Source organism: Pectobacterium brasiliense, assembly GCF_016950255.1.
GTDB classification, from domain to species: Bacteria; Pseudomonadota; Gammaproteobacteria; order Enterobacterales; family Enterobacteriaceae; genus Pectobacterium; species Pectobacterium brasiliense.
On sequence record NZ_JACGFN010000001.1, the window covers coordinates 2975679 to 2995911 of the forward strand.

The following is a 20233-nucleotide window of genomic DNA, read 5'->3' on the forward strand; positions in this document are numbered from 1 at the left end:
GCATTATCGGCGACAAGCAGGGGTCGGGAAAAGCGAAATATGACATTTTTTTGACTTAATATGTGACGACGATCGGTGGATAAACCACTTAATCAATAAAAATCAAATAATTATATATTTTTACTAAAATACGCAAATTGTTACGCTGGTATCGAACAAAAACCAACACTACAATTTGCCGCCCTATGGCTTATCGGCCTGTGGCAATCCAAGAAGATAAAATCACTCATCGGAGAAATGCATTGTGGAACAGTTTGACGCTGTCATCATCGGTGCTGGTGCAGCAGGCATGTTTTGTGCGGCACAGGCAGGACAACGCGGACTGCGTGTTCTACTGCTCGACAACGGCAAGAAGGCTGGCCGGAAAATATTGATGTCCGGGGGCGGGCGCTGCAACTTTACCAATATGTATGCAGAGCCGGCGGCCTATCTGTCTCACAATCCTCACTTTTGTAAATCAGCACTGGCGCGTTATACCCAATGGGATTTCATCAGCCTGGTCAACAGCCACCGCATCGCTTATCACGAGAAAACGCTCGGTCAGCTATTCTGCGATGATTCCGCACAGCAAATCGTGGACATGCTGGTAACAGAATGTGAGCGGGCAAATGTCACCCTCCGTCTGCGCAGTGAAGTGACCTCGGTGGAGAAATCAGACGATCGGTTCACCGTCCAGCTAAGCAACGGCACATCATTCCAGAGTGCATCGCTGGTCGTTGCCTGCGGCGGCCTGTCGATGCCCGGCCTAGGCGCGACACCATTTGGCTACCAGCTCGCCGCACAGTTCGGTATCAACGTGCTCCCAACTCGTGCTGCACTGGTACCCTTTACGCTACACAAGCCGCTGCTCGAACAGCTGCAAACGCTCTCCGGCGTCTCCGTGACGACCGTCGTCACCACAGAAAACGGCGTGACGTTCCGTGAAAATATCCTGTTTACGCACCGTGGGCTCTCTGGCCCGGCTATTTTGCAGATCTCCAGCTACTGGCAAGCAGGTGAATTCGTCACCATCAATCTGCTACCCGATCGCGATCTCACTCAGCTTATTAATGACGAGCGCGCCGCTCACCCGAACCAAAGCCTGAAAAACACGCTGGCACAGTGGCTACCTAAACGACTGGTTGAATGCCTACAGGAGTTAGGGCAACTACCGGACGTCACATTGAAACAGCTCAACAGCGCACAGCAAACGCAGATTGAACAGAGCCTGCAACAGTGGCGCGTGCAACCAAACGGTACGGAAGGTTATCGCACAGCCGAAGTGACCATCGGCGGCGTTGACACCCGTGCGCTATCCTCCAAAACCATGGAAGCCAGTGCGGTGCCGGGGTTGTATTTCATCGGCGAAGTGGTCGATGTAACCGGCTGGCTCGGTGGCTATAACTTCCAATGGGCGTGGAGCTCAGCATGGGCCTGTGCACAGGCGCTGCCTTTTAGTAAATAGACACTATAATAATCTCTATTCAGCACTCTCCTTTGATTCACGGAGAAAAGGACGTCTCTACACAGGCCTCTGCTGCCAGAAAGGAGATGTGAATGAGCCTCATACGTAGTGAACATAAAATCAACATATTGCTGTTACTGGTTGCAGGTATGCTGCCACTGCTGCTTGGTTTATTGTTCACCTTTGTTGAGTCCAGATTAATGGTAAAGCGCGATTTGGAATCCACTGCGCAAATCGCAATGAATCATGCCGAGAATATTTCGACACAGGCATGGCAGATGGTGGATCGCCTCCAGCGCTTTTATGGTCAGCCCTGCGACGTCATCGGCGATGAATTGCAACGTCTTGGCTCGGTCTTTTCTTACTTCCGCGCTATCGGCGTTATCCATAATACTGACGTCTATTGCTCTTCAACGTTTGGCAGCACGCTGACGCCACTCAGCCGCGTCATTCAGCAGCCGCTACCGGATACCTATTCTTCTGAACGATGGAGCCTATCGATTGCTGGTTCAGATAACGTCAAAGAACGCCCAGCGCTGATCTTTGTCCAAATGCCTCCTATGGGTTACGGCGCTTATGCCATGGTCGATGCGCAATATCTGATCGATCTCATGACTGCGATTAGCAAGATTCGGGGCTATCAACTTATCCTGCAAATGGATAACGGTCACCCGATTCAAACGGGCCCAACCATTACGCCGCACAGGAGCCTATTTTCTACCTCTGCGCTTGAAATCAAATCGAGCCGCTTTCCGATTACCCTCAATATTACCGCTCCCGCCACCCAGGAAATTACCAACTGGAAGCAGGCATTTTTCACGTTTCTGCCACTGGCCATTATTCTCTCTCTGCTTTTCACTACAGCGATGTGGTACTGGCAAAAACGTAAGCTATTCTTTCGCGAAGAAATCCGTAAGGGCATCGCTAACGGCGAATTTTCCGTCTATTACCAGCCTATCTATGACGCGGAATCGAGAACCTGCACCGGAGTAGAGACGTTATTGCGCTGGCGACGCAGTAATGGGCTGTGGATTAGACCCGATATATTTATCTCTGCCGCCGAAGCAGAAAGTATGATTATTCCCATCACGCGGCATTTATTTGATCTGGTGGCGTCAGATATCGCCAGTTGGCAGGTAAAACCGGGGTTTCATCTGGGGCTCAACGTTGCAGCGGAGCATTTACATCACCCAAGTTTCGAATCAGACGTACACCGCTTCGCAGAGAAAGTCGCCGCTCATTCATTAAGCATTACACTGGAGCTGACAGAACGTAACCTCATCAGCAACGGCCCTGAAATCATACAGCGCCTGCATCAGCTGCGTGAAGATGGCTTTATGATTGCCATTGATGACTTCGGTACCGGCCACTGTTCACTCTCTTATCTGCAAAACTTCCCACTGGATTGCCTGAAAATAGATCAGGGATTTGTCAGCGCAATCTCATCACCGGATGAAGAAGCCCCGATTCTTGATGCCATTATTAATTTGAGCCATCGCATCAAGCTTCAATCTGTAGCAGAAGGCGTAGAAACCGAACAGCAGCTCATGTACTTGCAGCGGCGCGGTGTCAAATATATACAGGGATTCCTTTATGCCAAGCCGATGGACAATGAATCATTACTGGTCTGGCTTCACTACAATGGTAATAAACCGATTGAGAGCTTTATGAATAAAAACAAAGAAGGGGAAAAGCAGTAATAACCGGCGGAAGCCTGTCCACCGGTATTCAATAATAGGCAAATCAGAAACGGTAACCGACACCAATATTAAAACCGTCTACACGCGTTTCATCGATTTTCGTGCCTTCGTAGCCAATATCAATCGCCCAGTTTGCTACTGGCGTAATTTGAATACCGGCGCCGTAAGCGAAGCTGGATTTACTTTCACTACCCGATTCACGGACAGCATCTCCCTCTTCCCAACTTGATTTACCGTGGCCAATACCCGCCAAACCATAAACACTGACATATTCGTTAAAGCGGTAAGATGGACCAGCCATGAGTGAATAGTATTTCAGCTGATAAACATCACTGCTTGAATTCTGATAATACTCAGTTTGTTCCGCGCTCACATAAGTGAAAGAGCCAATAATGCCAAGAGCGGAATCGCCCTGATAATGATATTTGGCCGTAATCCCTTTTGGATCTTTAAAATCATCGACTTTCGCCTGAGCATAACCCAAAGATACGGTTTGTGTCGCCTGAGCAGCAGACATTCCCATAGCACAAGCAATCAAAGTGGAGAGTAGCAGTGTTGTTTTTTTCATGATCGAAACATCTTCCATGTTTGAATAAAAAGACGGTTTTAACAAAGCGAATATATAAGTATCGCGAATGTTGACCGCACATAAACTTACATTTAAATACGGAGAGGTAAAGTCAGCATTATTTTTAAACAATCGAGTTGATATTTATTTAAATCATTAAAAAACAAAAAGATACATATTAATCATAGTAATTAATGTGCTATTTTTAACACTATTTTTGGGAACATTCTGAACCGAAGGCCGAGAAAATATGGAAATTTTCGACGCCAAAAAATACGAAGGTAAAACCACACACTCATAAAGGTAATTTTTTCAAAGCGACTATTTTTTAAACAAAAATATTCTTAAAACGAGATTATTTTTAAACCGATAGTATGAGTAGACGATGATTCGAAACAGGAGAAAAATTGAGGATGACTTACTGAGGAAGAAAATTGGTCGGCGAGAGAGGATTCGAACCTCCGACCCACTGGTCCCAAACCAGTTGCGCTACCAAGCTGCGCTACTCGCCGAATGCGGGCGCATATTACTGCTACCTTATTAGAGCGTCAATACCTTTTTAGCAAAAGGATTCCGGCTGTCGTTAAAGTATCCATCTCTTGTATTTACAGCCTGAAACCGACGTCCTTGTCCGTGATTCATGTCAATTAGCAGATTTCTGGCACCAGTTATTTTTAGGGTTAATACCGCCGTCAGGCGATGTGTATCCCACACATCCAAGAATCGTATCAAACAGCTCTTCATGGCGATGTGTTTTGCCAACGCGCTGCTGAGCCTTCAACTGCTCGAACGCATGCTGATTATCGGCGTCAGCCAGAAACTTATCCGATGTCCATACCATCATCGGTGAACGGAACTGTTCAGGCGGTGCCATCTGACGCGGCGTGCCGTGTAAATGATAGTTATCATCGATGGATTCACCATGATCGGAGGCATAAAACACAATCGCTTTCTTATCCCGCACCTGATCAATCACGCTATCAATAAAGCTATCGGTATAGAGCACGCTATTATCGAAAGCATTAATCAACTGCTCACGCGTACAAGAGGCATCAACGCCCATACATTCTGGCTGATAGCGCGCATAGCTGCGGGGATAGCGCATGGAATACAGATAGTGGGAACCTTTGGTATGCAACACAATCAGATGCTTACCTTTGGGGTAGCGTGCCAGCGACTCCTTGACCTCGTCGACCAGCAACATATCCTGCACTGACTTGCCGTCATTGTGTTTCTCTGACGCAATCATCTCACGGAAAGAATAGTTGTTTGCCTCGATACTATTGTAAAACCACACCTCACTTTGCATAGCAAACAGCTCAGAGGTAAAGCCCAACTCTTTCAGTACGGAAAAGATATTCCGTTCTTTCAGCGTTCGCTGTGCGTTGTCTTCCGTACCGCCTTCTCGCACAAACATACAGCGCATGGAAAGTTTGGTTGAGGTATCACACGACTGACCGCGGAATGCGACCAGGTTTTTTTCTTTTGATAGCTTCGGCGTCGTATCTCGCTCGTAGCCTAACAACCCCATATGATCCCAGCGGGTGGTTTCACCGATAATGAAAACGACGTAGGTATCATCAATGCCTTTCGGCGGGACATAGGTAAAATGCTGAGCCGGATCGAAAAGATTAGAAGAATCCTGGCTCTCGTCATACTTGGTGTATGCAAATAATCCTAAAGCAGACAACCAGTTAGAAGGCAGATACGAGTGAGCGACTACACCACCATAGCTGGGCAAATCCACATTGGATTCTCGCTCGGACACTGACTGAACGTTATCCATATAGCGAAGCGGCATCCAAACCAGCGCAACAACGGCGATAAGAACCAAAAGAGGAATCAACCGCTTTCCCGGTGATTTAAGCTGTTCGATCAGCGTATGACGTAGCGAGTTCTTCCAGATCAAAAACAGCGGCAGCGCACTTACCACCAGCATCCACAGGAAAAAACGAAAACCAATGACTTCTTTAGAAAGATCAATATCCGTGGTCATGACCGCAGCAATAATGCCATAGCCAATCACAACATTAAAAAACGTCATGTAATAGCTGGCAGCAACGGAGATCAGTACCAAGAGAGAAGCGATTATCCGATAAAAACGGCGCCCCCCGAGTGAAATAATCCTCATAAGGAAAAAGGTAAATAGGATACTCACGGTCAATTCGACAAGAGCGGGAATAAACGTTGGAACCTGACTACCAGCAGAGAGTGAAAAATAATCAAACCGGCGATAATACACTGAGATATTGAGAAAAAGACCAATATAAATTGCCAGGACAAACGATAATTTGGGTTGCGAAAAAGATGCTACAAACTTCATTATGACAAGTGCTCCAACAAACCTTTCTTATTATCTGAAGCTATACGACAACATCCGTATGCCTGAGTTCAACGGAAATAATCAGACTATCAGGCATTCTATATCGCAAAACAGCAAATAGGCGCAGATCTTTAATTTATAAATTTTACTTATGATTAAGTGGGGGGGAACAGAAAAAAATTGTCCTTTTATGTGAATGAATCCACGAAAAAATAAAAGGAACGATCCCAATCTGTTATGAAAAATCACCACCGCTTATCTATGTATACCTTCACGATCTAATCGGGCAATTAATTCCACCACGATAGGGTGCTTCAGGAACGCCATAATCTCTTCCGCACGTCCCTCCCCAATACCAGGGAACTGTCGCCACTGTTGCGCTGTCCATTGCTGTAACGCCAGCCAACCTACATTATCCAATGCGCTACTGGCAGAACGAGGCACAGGAATACCCAGCGCAAGTAGCCAGCGGGATAGTGGCATATTCCGTGCCGACTGCAAGCTTGTATAAATATCTCGCGCCCGCTTATCGCCCATACCATTGACCGCATTAAGCTGTGCCTCCGTCAGAGATAGCCACGACAGCACATCCTCCAGTACATCATGCTGTATCAGGCGCTGCCACATCCCTTCACGCACTCCCGCCAGATTTAAGCCATGCTCTCCACTCAACCAGACTAAGCGCGCCAGAAATTGCTGCTGGCAAGCCACGCTATACCGAAAACAGCTAAAAGCATGGAAATCGTGTTCATTAGGGGAAACGATGGCAGGCCGCTCAGTACTACGCCATACTACATTATCCAGACGTGGAATCCCCTGCCCTGCCAGACTGACACTAACCCGATCGCCGGGCAACACATCCCACTGTTTCCAACGCGACAGCGAGCCCACATTCACCCGGCGGACCGATTTGTCATCCAATTTCAAAGGATTAAGCTTCAGTACTACGGCGACTTTACCCGTCCGTCCGACAGAAAATGCTACATCAACCACTTCAGCAACCTGATGCACAGGTGGGTATTTCCATGCGATCGCCCAGTCGGCTAATGTATTACGCCAATAGCGCCCCTGCGGCTCTTTAGTCTGGCGGATAACCACGCCATCCGTCACGAAGGGCAGCGGACTGTGATACCAGTGATGGCGCCATTTCTCCGCATCGGCGAATGACCCAATAGCATGGGTATAGTCCGCCGTCATCGCAAACCCCATTTCCTTCAATTTCTCCAGACGCTCTGGCATCGTCTTTGGGCCATCCGGCCATTCCCAGACAAACAGGCCAATCTGCGACAACACGGGAGATGGCTGATGACGACGCATCTCACCGGCCACGACCGAGCGGGCATTAACGCTGCCCTGGATACGCTGTCGATGATCGGTCATCTTCAGGAAAAGCTCCCCTTGTAGTACCAATGAGGAAGGCGCATCGGTTAATAAATGAGGAATTCCCGGAATCAGGCGCACTTTTTCCGTCCAGTCTTCACCTTGCAGGCCGTTACCCCGGCTAACCGCAGACACGAGCTTACCGTGCTGATAGACCAACGTAACAGCCACACCATCAACTTTTGGCTGAATCCATAAATCCTCACGCGGTGCGATCCATTGCACCAGTTGTCGACGATCGGACAATTTTTTCAGTCCCGTATGGGCAACAGGATGAAGCTGCTTGCCATTATCGGGTAACCGAGCAGGAATCGCGTTTTTAGGCTGAAAACAGCCTAACCACTGGTTTAACTGGTCCCGCAGTTGATCGTAAACGTCATCTTCTATCGGGCTTTTTCCTTCGGTGTAATACACGTCATCCCACAGCTCTAACTGGTGACGCAATGCATCAATTTCTTTGCCGGAACGCGTGCTATCCCAATCGGGGCACACCGCAGCCATGGCAGGAAAATTGCTGATGCCCCCCATGACGATGATGATTAAAAATGTGCGGATCCTGAGCCACATAAACCCTCCTGCCATCCATTAGCGAAGGGTCGCAGTACATAGCAACGGAGAGGAAAATACGAGGCGAAAAAAGGAGAAATGCCAAACGCGCCGCAAGATGATTCATCGTTTGCAGCTGCGATAAAAAAGACGGGAACGCGCTCCGCAATCTAAAAAAGAAACGTTGGCAAAAAGTTTTCCCGATGGCATAACGAAAAAACAGTCAGCGGAGAATTTATCGCAGCGCGACTGATGACATATAGGCGTGTATAATGCGGGGAAATGCGCATTTTTCTGCTGCATATCACCATTCACCACCGTAACCGTTAATAAAACTTCATTATGGCTCAAGGCACGTTATATATCGTTTCTGCTCCCAGTGGAGCTGGGAAATCCAGCCTGATTCAGGCGTTATTAAAAACTCAGCCGCTTTACGACACTCAGGTATCGATTTCGCATACCACGCGAGCGAAACGACCGGGAGAAAACCACGGCGAACACTATTTCTTCGTCGAAGTCGATGAATTTAAGCGTATGATTCAGGATAACGAGTTTCTGGAACACGCTGAAGTCTTTGGCAATTACTACGGTACATCCCGACCAGCAATTGAGCAGGTATTAGCGACGGGCGTTGATGTTTTTCTGGATATCGATTGGCAAGGAGCCAAGCAAATCCGTGCCCAGATGCCACACGCGCGCAGTATTTTCATTCTGCCGCCGTCAAAAGAAGAGTTGGCTCGCCGCTTGCGCGGCCGTGGACAAGACAGCGATGAAGTCATTGCCCGTCGTATGTCTCAGGCAGTGGCTGAAATGACGCACTACGGCGAGTATGATTACCTGATTGTGAATGATGATTTCGATCTGGCGCTGCTCGATCTAAAAACCATTATTCGCGCCGAACGTCTGCGTTTGAGCAGACAAAAGGTTCGGCATGATGCATTAATCACCAAACTATTGGCAGACTGACGCCTCTTTCAGTATGATGCGCAGTCATTTTATTTCCTGTGGAGTAGCACATTATGGCACGCGTAACTGTTCAAGACGCTGTAGAGAAAATTGGTAACCGTTTTGACCTGGTGTTGGTCGCTGCTCGTCGCGCCCGTCAAATCCAGACTGGCGGCAAAGATCCGCTGGTTCCTGAAGAAAACGATAAGTACACCGTGATCGCACTGCGTGAAATCGAAGAAGGTCTGATCAACAACCAGATTCTGGATGTTCGTGACCGTCAGGAACAGCAAGAGCAGGAAGCCGCAGAGATTCAGGCGGTTACCGCGATTGCTGAAGGCCGCCGTTAATCACACCACGAGTCGCCCTTGTACATTTTTGAAAGCCTTAATCTGCTGATTCAACGTTATCTGCCAGAAGATCAGATCAAACGTTTACAGCAGGCTTACTTAGTTGCACGTGATGCTCACGAGGGGCAGACTCGCTCCAGCGGTGAACCCTACATCACACACCCTGTTGCCGTCGCCTGTATTCTGGCGGAGATGCGTCTCGATTACGAAACGCTGATGGCAGCACTGCTGCATGATGTCATAGAAGACACCCCCGCCACCTATCAGGACATGGAACAGCTTTTCGGTAAAAGCGTTGCTGAACTGGTAGAGGGCGTGTCCAAGCTGGACAAACTGAAGTTCCGCGATAAGAAAGAAGCGCAGGCTGAAAACTTTCGCAAAATGATCATGGCGATGGTGCAAGATATTCGCGTCATCCTGATCAAACTCGCAGACCGTACCCATAACATGCGCACGCTGGGCTCATTGCGCCCGGACAAGCGCCGCCGCATTGCCCGTGAAACGCTGGAAATATACAGCCCGCTGGCACATCGGCTGGGTATCCATCACCTCAAAACCGAGCTGGAAGAACTGGGTTTTGAGGCGCTGTATCCGAACCGCTATCGCGTTATTAAAGAGGTCGTCAAGGCCGCACGCGGTAACCGCAAGGAAATGATTCAGAAAATCCTGTCGGAAATCGAAGGACGTTTGACTGAAGCCGGGATTGCCTGCCGCGTCAGCGGTCGCGAAAAACACCTGTATTCCATCTACTGCAAAATGCACCTGAAAGAGCAGCGTTTTCATTCCATCATGGATATTTACGCGTTTCGGGTCATCGTGAAAGAGTTGGATACCTGCTATCGCGTGCTCGGTCAGGTTCACAGCCTTTATAAGCCGCGCCCAGGTCGAGTAAAAGACTACATTGCCATTCCTAAAGCCAACGGCTATCAGTCGCTGCACACGTCTCTGATTGGTCCGCACGGCGTGCCGGTCGAAGTACAGATTCGCACCGACGACATGGACCAAATGGCGGAAATGGGTGTTGCCGCGCACTGGGCCTATAAAGAAGGCGAAAGCAGCACTACCGCACAGGTACGCGCTCAACGCTGGATGCAAAGCCTGCTGGAACTCCAGCAAAGCGCCGGTAGCTCATTCGAATTTATCGAAAGCGTGAAGTCCGATCTCTTCCCTGACGAGATGTACGTCTTTACGCCGGAAGGCCGTATTGTGGAACTCCCCGCAGGCGCGACGCCCGTCGATTTCGCCTACGCGGTACACACCGATATCGGCCATGCCTGCGTCGGCGCTCGCGTCGACCGCCAGCCTTACCCGCTGTCACAGTCGCTCACCAGCGGCCAAACCGTTGAAATCATTACTGCTCCGGGTGCCAGACCAAACGCCGCATGGCTTAACTTCGTGGTGAGCTCCAGAGCACGCTCCAAAATTCGTCAGATGCTGAAAAACCTCAAGCGCGATGACTCCGTAAGCCTCGGTCGCCGTTTGCTGAATCACGCATTGGGCAACGGTCGCAAACTCTCCGACATCCCTGAAAAGTCGATTCAGCTTGAGCTTGAGCGCATGAAGCTCGCCACGCTGGACGATCTGATGGCGGAAATTGGGATGGGTAATGCCATGAGCGTCGTTGTGGCGAAAAATCTGCTGAACGAACAATCTGAGCTGGGAACTACCGGGCTGCGCAAGTTGCCGATCAAAGGCGCAGATGGCGTCATGATCTCATTTGCCAAATGCTGCCGCCCTATCCCCGGCGACCCGATTATTGCCCACGTCAGCCCTGGTAAAGGGCTGGTTATTCACCATGAATCCTGTCGCAATATTCGTGGCTATCAGAAAGAACCTGAAAAGTTCATGGCGGTAGAGTGGGATAAGGTGACGGAACAAGAGTTCATCGCCGAAATCAAAGTCGATATGTTCAACCATCAGGGCGCGCTGGCGAACCTGACGGCAGCGATCAACGCCGCGAACTCCAATATTCAGAGCATCAATACGGAAGAGAAGGATGGCCGCGTATACAGTGCCTTTATCCGTCTCACTACTCTCGATCGCGTTCATCTGGCCAATATTATGCGTAAAATCCGCGTGATGCCGGATGTCATCAAAGTTAACCGTAACCGAAATTAATCGTCATGACCCCTCAACGTTATGCACGTATAAAAGAAATGCTCAACTGTCGTCAGCCCGATCTGACAATTTGCATGGAGCAGGTGCATAAACCTCATAACGTTTCTGCGGTTATCCGTACTGCGGATGCTGTCGGTGTGCATGAGGTCCATGCGATTTGGCCCACCAGCCGGATGAAAACGCTGGTCTCCTCCGCGGCAGGCAGCAATAGCTGGGTGCAGGTGAAAACCCATCGCAACATAGGTGATGCAGTCGGTCACCTGAAGGCTGAAGGCATGCAGGTTTTGGCGACCCATTTGTCTGAACATGCCGTCGATTTTCGGGAAATTGATTACACCCGCCCCACCTGTATTCTGCTCGGGCAAGAAAAAACCGGTATTACAGCCGAAGCGCTCAAACTGGCCGATCGGGATATCATCATTCCGATGACCGGCATGGTGCAGTCGCTGAATGTCTCCGTAGCCTCAGCGTTGATCCTGTATGAAGCCCAGCGCCAGCGCCAGATCGCGGGCATGTACCAGCGTGAAGACAGCCCGTTGGATGAAGAAGAGCAGCAGCGCCTGCTTTTCGAAGGGGGCTACCCAGTACTGGCTCGCGTCGCAAAACGTAAAGGGCTGCCTCGTCCTTATATTGACCATCAGGGTCAGATTGTAGCGGATACCCCGTGGTGGGCCGCGATGCAATCGTCGGAGTGCTGATGAAAGGCCGCCTGCTGAACACCCAACCGCTGAGTACACTTACTGGCGTGGGTGCAAGTCAGGCAGCGAAGCTCGCGCGACTCGGGCTGGAAACCGTGCAGGACCTCCTGCTGCACTTACCTCTGCGCTACGAAGACCGCACGCATCTTTACCCGATTGGCGACCTCCTCCCCGGTATGTATGCCACCGTGGAAGGTGAAATCCTACGCAACGACATCACCTTTGGCAGCCGTCGTATGTTGACCTGCCAAATCAGCGACGGCAGCGGCATGCTGACCATGCGCTTCTTCAATTTCAGCGCCGCGATGAAAAACAGCCTCGCACCGGGGCAGCGCGTTACCGCTTATGGTGAAATCAAGCGTGGCAAAATCGGTGCGGAGATCATCCATCCTGAATATCGAGTTCAGGGGGATAGTACGCAGGTCGAGTTACAAGAATCGCTCACACCGGTTTACCCGTCCACAGAAGGCGTTCGTCAGGCCACGCTCCGCAAACTGACCGATCAGGCGCTGGCGTTGCTCGATGCCAACCACATCGATGAGCTGCTGCCTGAATCTCTAAGCCGATCGCTCATTAGCCTGCCAGATGCGCTGCGCACCTTACATCGTCCCCCACCGGATATGCAGCTCAGCGAGCTCGAGCACGGGAAACACCCGGCACAGCAGCGGCTGATTATGGAAGAACTGCTGGCGCATAACCTGAGTATGCTCGCCGTGCGAGCGGGGGAACAACGGCATAAAGCCTCGCCGCTACAGGCGCAAGACGGTTTGAAGCAACAGTTGCTCGCTGCGCTGCCGTTCAAACCCACACAGGCGCAAGAACGTGTCGTAGCCGAAATTGAAGCGGATATGGCGAAAGATTTCCCGATGATGCGTCTGGTGCAAGGCGATGTCGGTTCAGGAAAAACACTGGTCGCCGCACTGGCAGCATTACGCGCCATTGCCAACGGCAAGCAGGTCGCGCTGATGGCACCCACAGAGCTATTGGCCGAACAGCATGCCCATAATTTCCGCCAGTGGTTTGAACCACTAGGGCTCGAAGTCGGCTGGCTGGCTGGCAAACAAAAAGGGAAAGCGCGTCAGGCGCAGCAGGATGCCATCGCCAGCGGTCAGGTTTCCATGGTTGTCGGGACGCACGCTATTTTCCAGCAGCAGGTACAATTCAACGGGCTGGCATTGGTCATTATCGATGAACAGCACCGCTTTGGCGTGCATCAACGCCTTGCGCTGTGGGAAAAAGGCGAAGAACAGGGCTTTTATGCCCATCAATTAATCATGACCGCGACACCGATTCCCCGCACGCTGGCGATGACGGCCTATGCCGATCTGGATACGTCCGTCATTGATGAACTGCCGCCGGGCAGAACCCCCGTCACCACCGTCGCCATACCCGATTCACGCCGCAGCGACATTATCGAACGCGTGAATAATGCCTGTCAGCAGGAAGGGCGGCAGGCCTATTGGGTATGTACGCTGATCGAAGAATCCGACCTGCTGGAAGCGCAGGCAGCAGAAGCCACCAGCGAAGAGCTGAAGGCTGCCCTGCCGAATCTCAAGGTTGGATTGGTTCACGGCCGAATGAAAGCGCAGGAAAAGCAGGCGGTGATGCAAGCTTTCAAACAGGGCGAACTGCAACTGCTGGTAGCGACCACCGTCATCGAGGTAGGAGTGGATGTACCGAATGCCAGCCTGATGATCATTGAGAACCCAGAGCGCCTGGGCTTAGCGCAACTGCACCAGTTGCGCGGGCGCGTCGGACGCGGTGCGGTGGCATCTCACTGCGTGCTGCTCTACAAAACGCCAATGAGCAAGACTGCACAAAAACGGCTCCAGGTTCTACGCGATAGCAACGATGGCTTTGTTATCGCACAGCGCGATCTGGAAATTCGTGGGCCGGGAGAATTACTCGGTACGCGCCAGACGGGCAATGCCGAGTTTAAAGTCGCTGACCTCCTGCGCGATCAGGAGCTGATTCCACAGGTGCAGCGTGTTGCTCGCCACTTGCATGAGCACTATCCCGAGCATGCAGTTGCACTAATCGAACGCTGGCTACCAGAACGCGCACGGTACACCAACGCCTGATTGCGGCTATGTATTCTGAATTTTCCCTAAAAGTATCCCCTTAAATAATAAGGTCTTGCTTGTCAGACAAAATTCATATCGAAAAGATGAGTTAGCAAACGTTTGCTTTCAGCAAAGAGATCATTAAAATGCGCTCTTTGTCGTTTCAGGAACGCCAACTTACATCATGACTACCACCACGGAAACGTCCCAAACAGAAGCCGCCGCCGCACCTCAGCGCAGTGAACTCATCTATCATCTTGAAGACCGCCCGCCGCTGCCGCAAACACTGTTCGCCGCCAGTCAGCACTTGCTTGCCATGTTTGTTGCGGTGATTACCCCCGCGCTACTGATCTGTCAGGCATTAGGTTTACCCGCTGAGGATACGCAGCGCATCATCAGCATGTCGCTTTTCGCTTCCGGTCTGGCCTCTATTCTACAAATTAAAACCTGGGGCCCTGTCGGTTCTGGTCTGTTGTCTATTCAGGGCACCAGCTTTAACTTCGTGACGCCGCTGATTATGGGTGGACTTGCGCTGAAAAACGGCGGAGCAGATGTTCCCACGATGATGGCAGCACTGTTCGGTACGCTGATGGTCGCCTCCTTCACCGAAATCATTCTTTCACGCTTCCTGCATTTAACCCGCCGCATCATTACCCCGCTGGTTTCCGGCATTGTGGTGATGATCATTGGGCTGTCGCTGATTCAAGTCGGCCTGACCTCCATCGGCGGCGGCTATGCTGCGATGGGTAATAACACCTTCGGCGCCCCCAAGAACTTACTCTTAGCGGGTGTGGTGTTGCTGGTTATTATTCTGCTTAACCGCCAGCGTAACCCTTACCTGCGCGTCGCGTCGCTGGTGATTGCCATGGCGGTGGGTTATCTGGGTGCCTGGTTGATGGGAATGCTGCCGGAAAATGCGCCTGCTCAAAACGACACGGTGATTATGGTGCCCACACCGCTGCATTACGGCCTAGGCTTTGACTGGAACCTGTTGATTCCGCTGATGCTGGTCTTCATGGTGACATCGTTAGAAACCATCGGTGACATCACCGCGACCTCCGACGTTTCAGAGCAGCCGGTTAGAGGCCCGCTGTACATGAAACGCTTAAAAGGCGGCGTGCTGGCAAACGGCCTGAACTCTTGCCTTTCTGCCGTATTCAACACTTTCCCCAACTCTTGCTTCGGCCAGAATAACGGCGTCATCCAGCTTACCGGTGTTGCCAGCCGCTATGTGGGCTTCGTGGTTTCGCTGATGCTGATCGCACTGGGGCTGTTCCCTGCCGTTAGCGGATTTGTGCAGCATATTCCAGAGCCAGTTCTGGGCGGTGCTACTATCGTGATGTTTGGTACGATCGCCGCTTCTGGTGTGCGTATTGTGTCCCGTGAGCCGCTGAATCGTCGTGCGATCATGATTATTGCGCTGTCGCTGGCTGTTGGCCTTGGCGTATCACAGCAGCCGCTGATTCTGCAATTCGCACCGGATTGGATTAAAACATTACTGTCTTCCGGTATCGCCGCTGGCGGGATTACGGCAATCGTGCTGAATATTGTCTTCCCACACGAAGAAAAATAGCGCCAGCCCGCAATAATTTCTGTTCAGTTCATGTAAAAGCGAGCGGTGATGCAACACCGCTCGCTTTTTACTGTCTGTAACAGCATTACCTATTGAGCCTTCAGGGAAATTGCGGCATAAGAACAGTTCTCCCTGACGATTGGCATGGACTGACACGATGAAATTTATCGGGAAATTATTGCTGACCCTACTGCTGCTGGCCTTTTTAGCGCTAGTAGTCGTATATGTATTACTGCAAACCAGTTGGGCAGCAGGCTGGGTGAGTAATTGGGTAAACCAGAATACCGACTACCAGTTGTCACTGGGCAAAATTAATCATGACTGGTCAACAGCCGATCATATCCAACTCACCGATGTCAGTTTTGGCCAGAAAAATCAGCCACCGACACTCACTGCAAAGCAGATTTCAGCCGGGTTTAGCGCCCGTCAAATTACCGATCCGCGCCACTTCGCCAGTCTCGAACTGGAAGGCGGTACGCTAAACCTTTCCTCACAGGCCGCCACACTCCCTATCGAAGCCGATGTGCTACAGCTGCGTACAATGGCACTGCAGGCAAAGGACGGCGATTGGCGTCTGAACGGTCAACAAATTAACGGCGGCATGATGCCGTGGCAGCCCGAGGCAGGCTATGTGCTGGGTAAACAGGGGCAGTTCCAGCTCAGCGCCCGCTCACTCGAACTCAACGATATTCCCGCCAGTCAGGTATTGGTTCAGGGCGAAATCAACCACAATCAGCTGATTCTGAGCAATTTCGGCGCGGATGTCGCTCAGGGGCAGCTAACGGGCAATGCCAGCCGCGCAGAAGACGGCAGTTGGCAGATCGGTAACCTGCGACTCAGCAATGTCCGTTTGCAAACGCAGAGAACGCCGGAGGCCTTCTGGCAGCCCGTTACCGAACTGCCTTCTGTTACCGTTGACCGCTTTGATCTGATTGATGCCCGTATTGAAGGGCCGGGATGGGCGTTTATCGACCTTGATGTTGCCCTGCAAAATGTCACATTTAAGCAGAATGACTGGCAGAGCGAGGGTGGAACGCTGTCATTCAATGCGACTGACATTGTGAACGGCAACATGCACCTTATCGACCCTATCGTGAATCTGGACTTGTCACCGGTGGGCGTTAACATCAAGCAGTTTTCTACGCACTGGGAAGGCGGTTTACTGCGAACCAACGGCAGTTGGCAGCGTAGTAACCACCGTTTAGAGCTGAATGATTTTGTTGTCGCAGGGATGGAGTACACACTCCCCGGCGACTGGCGTCAGCGGTGGCAAGCGACCCTGCCATCATGGCTGGCAGAAGTGAATGTGCGAAAATTCACGGCGAACCGCAATCTGCTGATCGATATCAACCCGGATTTCCCCTTCCAGCTAACCGCATTAGATGGCTACGGCAGCAATTTGCTACTGGCTCGCAATCACCAGTGGGGAATGTGGACAGGATCGTTGAATCTTAATGCCAGCAACGCGACGTTTAATAAAGTCGATGTCCGCCGTCCTTCTATGGCACTGGTAGCCGACGATAATCAGATCGCCATTAACGAACTCAGCGCGTTTACGCAAAATGGCATGCTGGATGCCAAGGCAACGATCAATCAGCAACCGGCACGCAATTTTTCCCTGTCACTGACAGGACGCGCCGTACCGCTGGATGTTCTGACGCGTTGGGGATGGCCAGAACCCGCAACCGCACCGACGGGCAATACAAATCTGCAATTGCAACTGAATGGACGGCTTGCCGCTGATACGCCGCTGAAGCCTACACTAACTGGCACGCTACAAGGTGTCGACAGCAATGATCATCCCATCAGACAGCAAATGCATCAGGGCACCGTGACGGAAGCGCAATAATTATTACGTTTTCAAAACACGGGGCCAAGCCGCAAGCCGTTGGTAAATAGATTTGCCAAATGGAAACGGGAGTAACGGAATAGAAGAGTAAAGCGTTTGCGCCAGGGACAAAAGCGTCAGGAACGCTTTTGAACGTCGCTTGCGATGGCCCGGCAGGGTGAATCTCAGGGATGAGATTCATATTCGCGCAAGCCGAGCTTACATGGACATACTTGCAGCGTCTTTACGATCTATCCGTTACTCCCGCTCTACGGACTTTGTCAGCAACATCACACAGTCAGAATCACGTGTATTATTATGGCGAAATGCTGCTGGCTAACATGCAGCGTGATGTTCCGATAGGAAGGCCATCATAATATGGTCACTGCGAGTTAATCGGCTTCCGACCCGCCCTCTTCCAGTGGTGCATCTGGTTGAGCAGGCAGTACGATATAAACCCCTTCGAATAACGCCCCTTTATTGTCATCACCAAAAAGCTCAACATTGAGCTGCACGCGCGCCTTACGCCCACGAGCAAGACGATCCAGATCGCCACTAAGCGACCCTAAATCAGCGATGGCGTTCGGTCTGCCACTCACTGGCGTACTGTAACGAATGTGCGCATCCGCCAGAATAATCGTTCCACCGAGGTGCCGTTCACGCAGCAACAGCCAGATTAGCCCCCATCCGGTGAGCGTAGCGAGAGAAAACATACTGCCGGCAAAAAGCGTGTGATGCGGATTCTGATTGCCCGTTTCAGGCATGGTGGTAATAAATTGCTTTCCGGTGTACTGGCTTATCCGCACGCCCATTTTTTCACTCAGGGGGATGTGCTCGTACCAGGCCTGCTGCAGCTGTCCGCACCAGTCAGGGCGATGCAAAATGTCATCCAGCGTCGCCACCGGTTTAATCATTAAGAAGTGCCGCACAGGTGTGGTTTGTGGCGCGGTAATCTCTCCCTGATTAACAAAACCCAGCTTGGAGAAGAAATCCATTGCGTCTTCACGGGCGCTACAGACCACGCGCTTGGCGCCTTCCTGACGCGCAACGGACTCCAGAGTAATCGCAAGCAGCGTGCCTAACCCTTTCCCTCGGACGTCGGGGTGAACAGCTAAAAAACGGATTGCCGCTTCATTATCTGCATTGATAGAAAGACGCCCAATCGCGACCAGCCTTCCCTGCTCATCCACCACGGTTTGGTGATGTGCCAGAGCATCGTAAGCATCACGTTCAGAACCCAGCGGCTGGCGTAGAGGTTTGCGCAGCATTTCCCAGCGAAATTGATAGTACGCATCCAGTTCTTCCGCGCTTTTGGGTACTCTCAAATGATACATAACCCTTCCTCTATACCGAGATGCCTCATGACATCGGGGTTCATAAGATCAGACTGTTGAAGCAAATTTATACGCGAAACAGCAACGGCGATAGCACTTCATAAGACAATAGCGTTACAAACTTATGACTTTACAACCCCAGACGTCACAGCCCTATGTCTGTAGCCAGAACGTCACCGGGCCATCATTCACTAATGCCACTTTCATATCAGCCGCAAACTGCCCTGTTTCCGTGTGAACGCCTTGCTCACGACACTGTCCGACAAAATATTGATAGAGGCGATCGGCCTCAGAAGGATGCGCACCGCGAGAAAATCCAGGCCGCATGCCACGCTGCGTATCAGCCACCAGCGTAAACTGCGAAACCACCAGCACATTGCCGCCAGCCTGACGAACATTGAGATTCATTTTCCCGTCATCGTCACCGAATATGCGGTAACCCAACACGCGCTCGCAGAGTCGCGTGGCTTTTTGTTCGTCATCGCCCTGCTCAACGCCCAGCAGGATCAGTAAACCTTTATCGATTTCCCCAACCACACTGCCTTCTACCGTAACGCTGGCGCTGGATACTCGCTGAATTAGCGCAATCATAAAACCCGACTACTCCTGATGTCATCATTCCCAATAGGGGCGATGTCCGCCCCTGCGATATAAATCATGCTTTAGCCGTCGTCGCCTGCATGGCGAAAAAATCCGGCACCACCTGACGATCGGTCACCAGAATGCTGTGAATGCCCAGGCTTTGTGCCGCATCGACGTTCGCGGCATTATCGTCAAAAAAGACGGCTTGCGCAGGCGGAACGCCTTCCTCTGTCAGGACATATTGGTAAATCGCTAGCTCCGGCTTACGTAATCCAATCTCTTGCGACAGGTAGAGTTTGTCAGCCGCCGTTGCCACTTCTGGGAATAACGCAGGCCAGTGTGAACAGTGGAGGCGATTGGTGTTCGACAGAATCACCACGCGGTGCCCTTCCTGACGCAGGCGCTGCATGATGTCGATAACCTCAGGACGCAACGCGACAAAAATAGCCTGCCAGCCAGCGGTGAATTGTTCGAAGCTCAGGGCGATACCCATTTCCTGACACAGTCTGGTGGCAAATTCCTCGTCGCTGATCTCACCCCGCTCATGCTGTTCAAACGCGTCGTCCATGACAAAGCGCTCTTGCAACGTCGCGAGCGGCGCGCTGCTCAGATTACTCCAGACACCCAATACTCTATTGAAATCAATATCTATGACGACATTGCCTAAATCAAAGATATACAGCATGGCAGTGACCTCCTGACGTAATCGTAGGATTTTCACTGTAGCGGGAAATGGAGAAACTGAATAGGGAGGAAATATAAAGGAAAGGTTAAAGTGGAA

The 20233-nt window shown here is 51.1% G+C and carries 15 protein-coding genes and 1 tRNA gene; 9 read left to right on the forward strand and 7 right to left on the reverse strand.

Annotated features, from left to right (window positions below):
- Window positions 1-244: 244 nt before the first annotated feature.
- Window positions 245-1444, forward strand: a complete 1200-nt coding sequence (locus H4F65_RS13215) for a BaiN/RdsA family NAD(P)/FAD-dependent oxidoreductase (protein WP_010281676.1) — start codon at window positions 245-247, stop codon at window positions 1442-1444.
- A 92-nt stretch (window positions 1445-1536) separates the two neighbouring features.
- Window positions 1537-3144: an EAL domain-containing protein gene (locus H4F65_RS13220; protein WP_010281674.1), complete on the forward strand. Its 1608-nt coding sequence runs from the start codon at window positions 1537-1539 to the stop codon at window positions 3142-3144.
- Between the two features lie 43 nt (window positions 3145-3187).
- On the opposite strand, the gene H4F65_RS13225 is transcribed toward H4F65_RS13220, so the two are convergent.
- From H4F65_RS13225 to ligB, 4 genes are all read right to left on the reverse strand, one after another.
- Window positions 3188-3712, reverse strand: a complete 525-nt coding sequence (locus tag H4F65_RS13225; protein WP_010281672.1) for an Ail/Lom family outer membrane beta-barrel protein — start codon at window positions 3710-3712, stop codon at window positions 3188-3190.
- A gap of 435 nt (window positions 3713-4147) precedes the next feature.
- A tRNA-Pro gene (locus H4F65_RS13230) sits at window positions 4148-4224 on the reverse strand.
- Window positions 4225-4355: 131 nt separating this feature from the next.
- Window positions 4356-6035 carry a kdo(2)-lipid A phosphoethanolamine 7''-transferase gene (eptB, locus tag H4F65_RS13235; RefSeq protein WP_010281670.1) on the reverse strand — a complete coding sequence of 560 codons (1680 nt, stop codon included), beginning with the start codon at window positions 6033-6035 and terminating at the stop codon, window positions 4356-4358.
- 255 nt (window positions 6036-6290) lie between these two features.
- Window positions 6291-7982 (reverse strand): NAD-dependent DNA ligase LigB, encoded by a 1692-nt coding sequence (gene ligB / locus H4F65_RS13240; RefSeq protein ID WP_010281669.1) that lies wholly within the window; start codon window positions 7980-7982, stop codon window positions 6291-6293.
- A gap of 321 nt (window positions 7983-8303) precedes the next feature.
- Here ligB and gmk point away from each other — a divergent pair, with 321 nt between their 5' ends.
- From gmk to H4F65_RS13275, 7 genes are all read left to right on the forward strand, one after another.
- The gene (gmk, locus tag H4F65_RS13245; protein ID WP_010281667.1) at window positions 8304-8927 is read left to right on the forward strand and encodes a guanylate kinase; all 624 of its coding nucleotides are present in this window, start codon (window positions 8304-8306) and stop codon (window positions 8925-8927) included.
- 53 nt (window positions 8928-8980) lie between these two features.
- A complete protein-coding gene (gene rpoZ / locus H4F65_RS13250; protein WP_005968230.1) occupies window positions 8981-9256 on the forward strand; it encodes a DNA-directed RNA polymerase subunit omega in 276 nt (91 codons plus the stop codon).
- A gap of 18 nt (window positions 9257-9274) precedes the next feature.
- Entirely contained in the window at window positions 9275-11374 is a 2100-nt protein-coding gene (gene spoT, locus H4F65_RS13255) for a bifunctional GTP diphosphokinase/guanosine-3',5'-bis pyrophosphate 3'-pyrophosphohydrolase (RefSeq protein ID WP_010281663.1), read from the forward strand.
- 5 nt (window positions 11375-11379) lie between these two features.
- On the forward strand, window positions 11380-12072 hold the full coding sequence (gene trmH, locus H4F65_RS13260) for a tRNA (guanosine(18)-2'-O)-methyltransferase TrmH (RefSeq protein WP_010281662.1): 693 nt from the start codon (window positions 11380-11382) through the stop codon (window positions 12070-12072).
- Window positions 12072-14153 (forward strand): ATP-dependent DNA helicase RecG, encoded by a 2082-nt coding sequence (gene recG, locus H4F65_RS13265; RefSeq protein WP_010281661.1) that lies wholly within the window; start codon window positions 12072-12074, stop codon window positions 14151-14153. Before trmH ends, recG begins: the two co-directional genes overlap by 1 nt.
- Before the next feature lie 166 nt (window positions 14154-14319).
- Window positions 14320-15708 carry a nucleobase:cation symporter-2 family protein gene (locus tag H4F65_RS13270; protein ID WP_010281660.1) on the forward strand — a complete coding sequence of 463 codons (1389 nt, stop codon included), beginning with the start codon at window positions 14320-14322 and terminating at the stop codon, window positions 15706-15708.
- A 157-nt stretch (window positions 15709-15865) separates the two neighbouring features.
- Entirely contained in the window at window positions 15866-17557 is a 1692-nt protein-coding gene (locus H4F65_RS13275) for an AsmA family protein (protein WP_010281659.1), read from the forward strand.
- A gap of 371 nt (window positions 17558-17928) precedes the next feature.
- On the opposite strand, the gene fabY is transcribed toward H4F65_RS13275, so the two are convergent.
- The 3 genes from fabY to yihX form a co-directional block, all read right to left on the reverse strand.
- Window positions 17929-18870 (reverse strand): fatty acid biosynthesis protein FabY, encoded by a 942-nt coding sequence (gene fabY / locus H4F65_RS13280; RefSeq protein ID WP_010281658.1) that lies wholly within the window; start codon window positions 18868-18870, stop codon window positions 17929-17931.
- 153 nt (window positions 18871-19023) lie between these two features.
- Entirely contained in the window at window positions 19024-19461 is a 438-nt protein-coding gene (gene dtd, locus H4F65_RS13285) for a D-aminoacyl-tRNA deacylase (RefSeq protein ID WP_010281657.1), read from the reverse strand.
- Between the two features lie 64 nt (window positions 19462-19525).
- A complete protein-coding gene (gene yihX, locus H4F65_RS13290; RefSeq protein WP_010281655.1) occupies window positions 19526-20137 on the reverse strand; it encodes a glucose-1-phosphatase in 612 nt (203 codons plus the stop codon).
- Between the last annotated feature and the right edge of the window lie 96 nt (window positions 20138-20233).

What these genes read in the sequence shown, in the direction of transcription:
- H4F65_RS13220 (WP_010281674.1), top strand. Translation starts at nt 1,537, where the DNA reads ATGAGCCTCATACGTAGTGAACATAAAATCAACATATTGCTGTTACTG.
- H4F65_RS13225 (WP_010281672.1), bottom strand. Translation starts at nt 3,712, where the DNA reads ATGAAAAAAACAACACTGCTACTCTCCACTTTGATTGCTTGTGCTATG.
- eptB (WP_010281670.1), bottom strand. Translation starts at nt 6,035, where the DNA reads ATGAAGTTTGTAGCATCTTTTTCGCAACCCAAATTATCGTTTGTCCTG.
- ligB (WP_010281669.1), bottom strand. Translation starts at nt 7,982, where the DNA reads ATGTGGCTCAGGATCCGCACATTTTTAATCATCATCGTCATGGGGGGC.
- gmk (WP_010281667.1), top strand. Translation starts at nt 8,304, where the DNA reads ATGGCTCAAGGCACGTTATATATCGTTTCTGCTCCCAGTGGAGCTGGG.
- rpoZ (WP_005968230.1), top strand. Translation starts at nt 8,981, where the DNA reads ATGGCACGCGTAACTGTTCAAGACGCTGTAGAGAAAATTGGTAACCGT.
- trmH (WP_010281662.1), top strand. Translation starts at nt 11,380, where the DNA reads ATGACCCCTCAACGTTATGCACGTATAAAAGAAATGCTCAACTGTCGT.
- recG (WP_010281661.1), top strand. Translation starts at nt 12,072, where the DNA reads ATGAAAGGCCGCCTGCTGAACACCCAACCGCTGAGTACACTTACTGGC.
- H4F65_RS13270 (WP_010281660.1), top strand. Translation starts at nt 14,320, where the DNA reads ATGACTACCACCACGGAAACGTCCCAAACAGAAGCCGCCGCCGCACCT.
- H4F65_RS13275 (WP_010281659.1), top strand. Translation starts at nt 15,866, where the DNA reads ATGAAATTTATCGGGAAATTATTGCTGACCCTACTGCTGCTGGCCTTT.
- fabY (WP_010281658.1), bottom strand. Translation starts at nt 18,870, where the DNA reads ATGTATCATTTGAGAGTACCCAAAAGCGCGGAAGAACTGGATGCGTAC.
- dtd (WP_010281657.1), bottom strand. Translation starts at nt 19,461, where the DNA reads ATGATTGCGCTAATTCAGCGAGTATCCAGCGCCAGCGTTACGGTAGAA.
- yihX (WP_010281655.1), bottom strand. Translation starts at nt 20,137, where the DNA reads ATGCTGTATATCTTTGATTTAGGCAATGTCGTCATAGATATTGATTTC.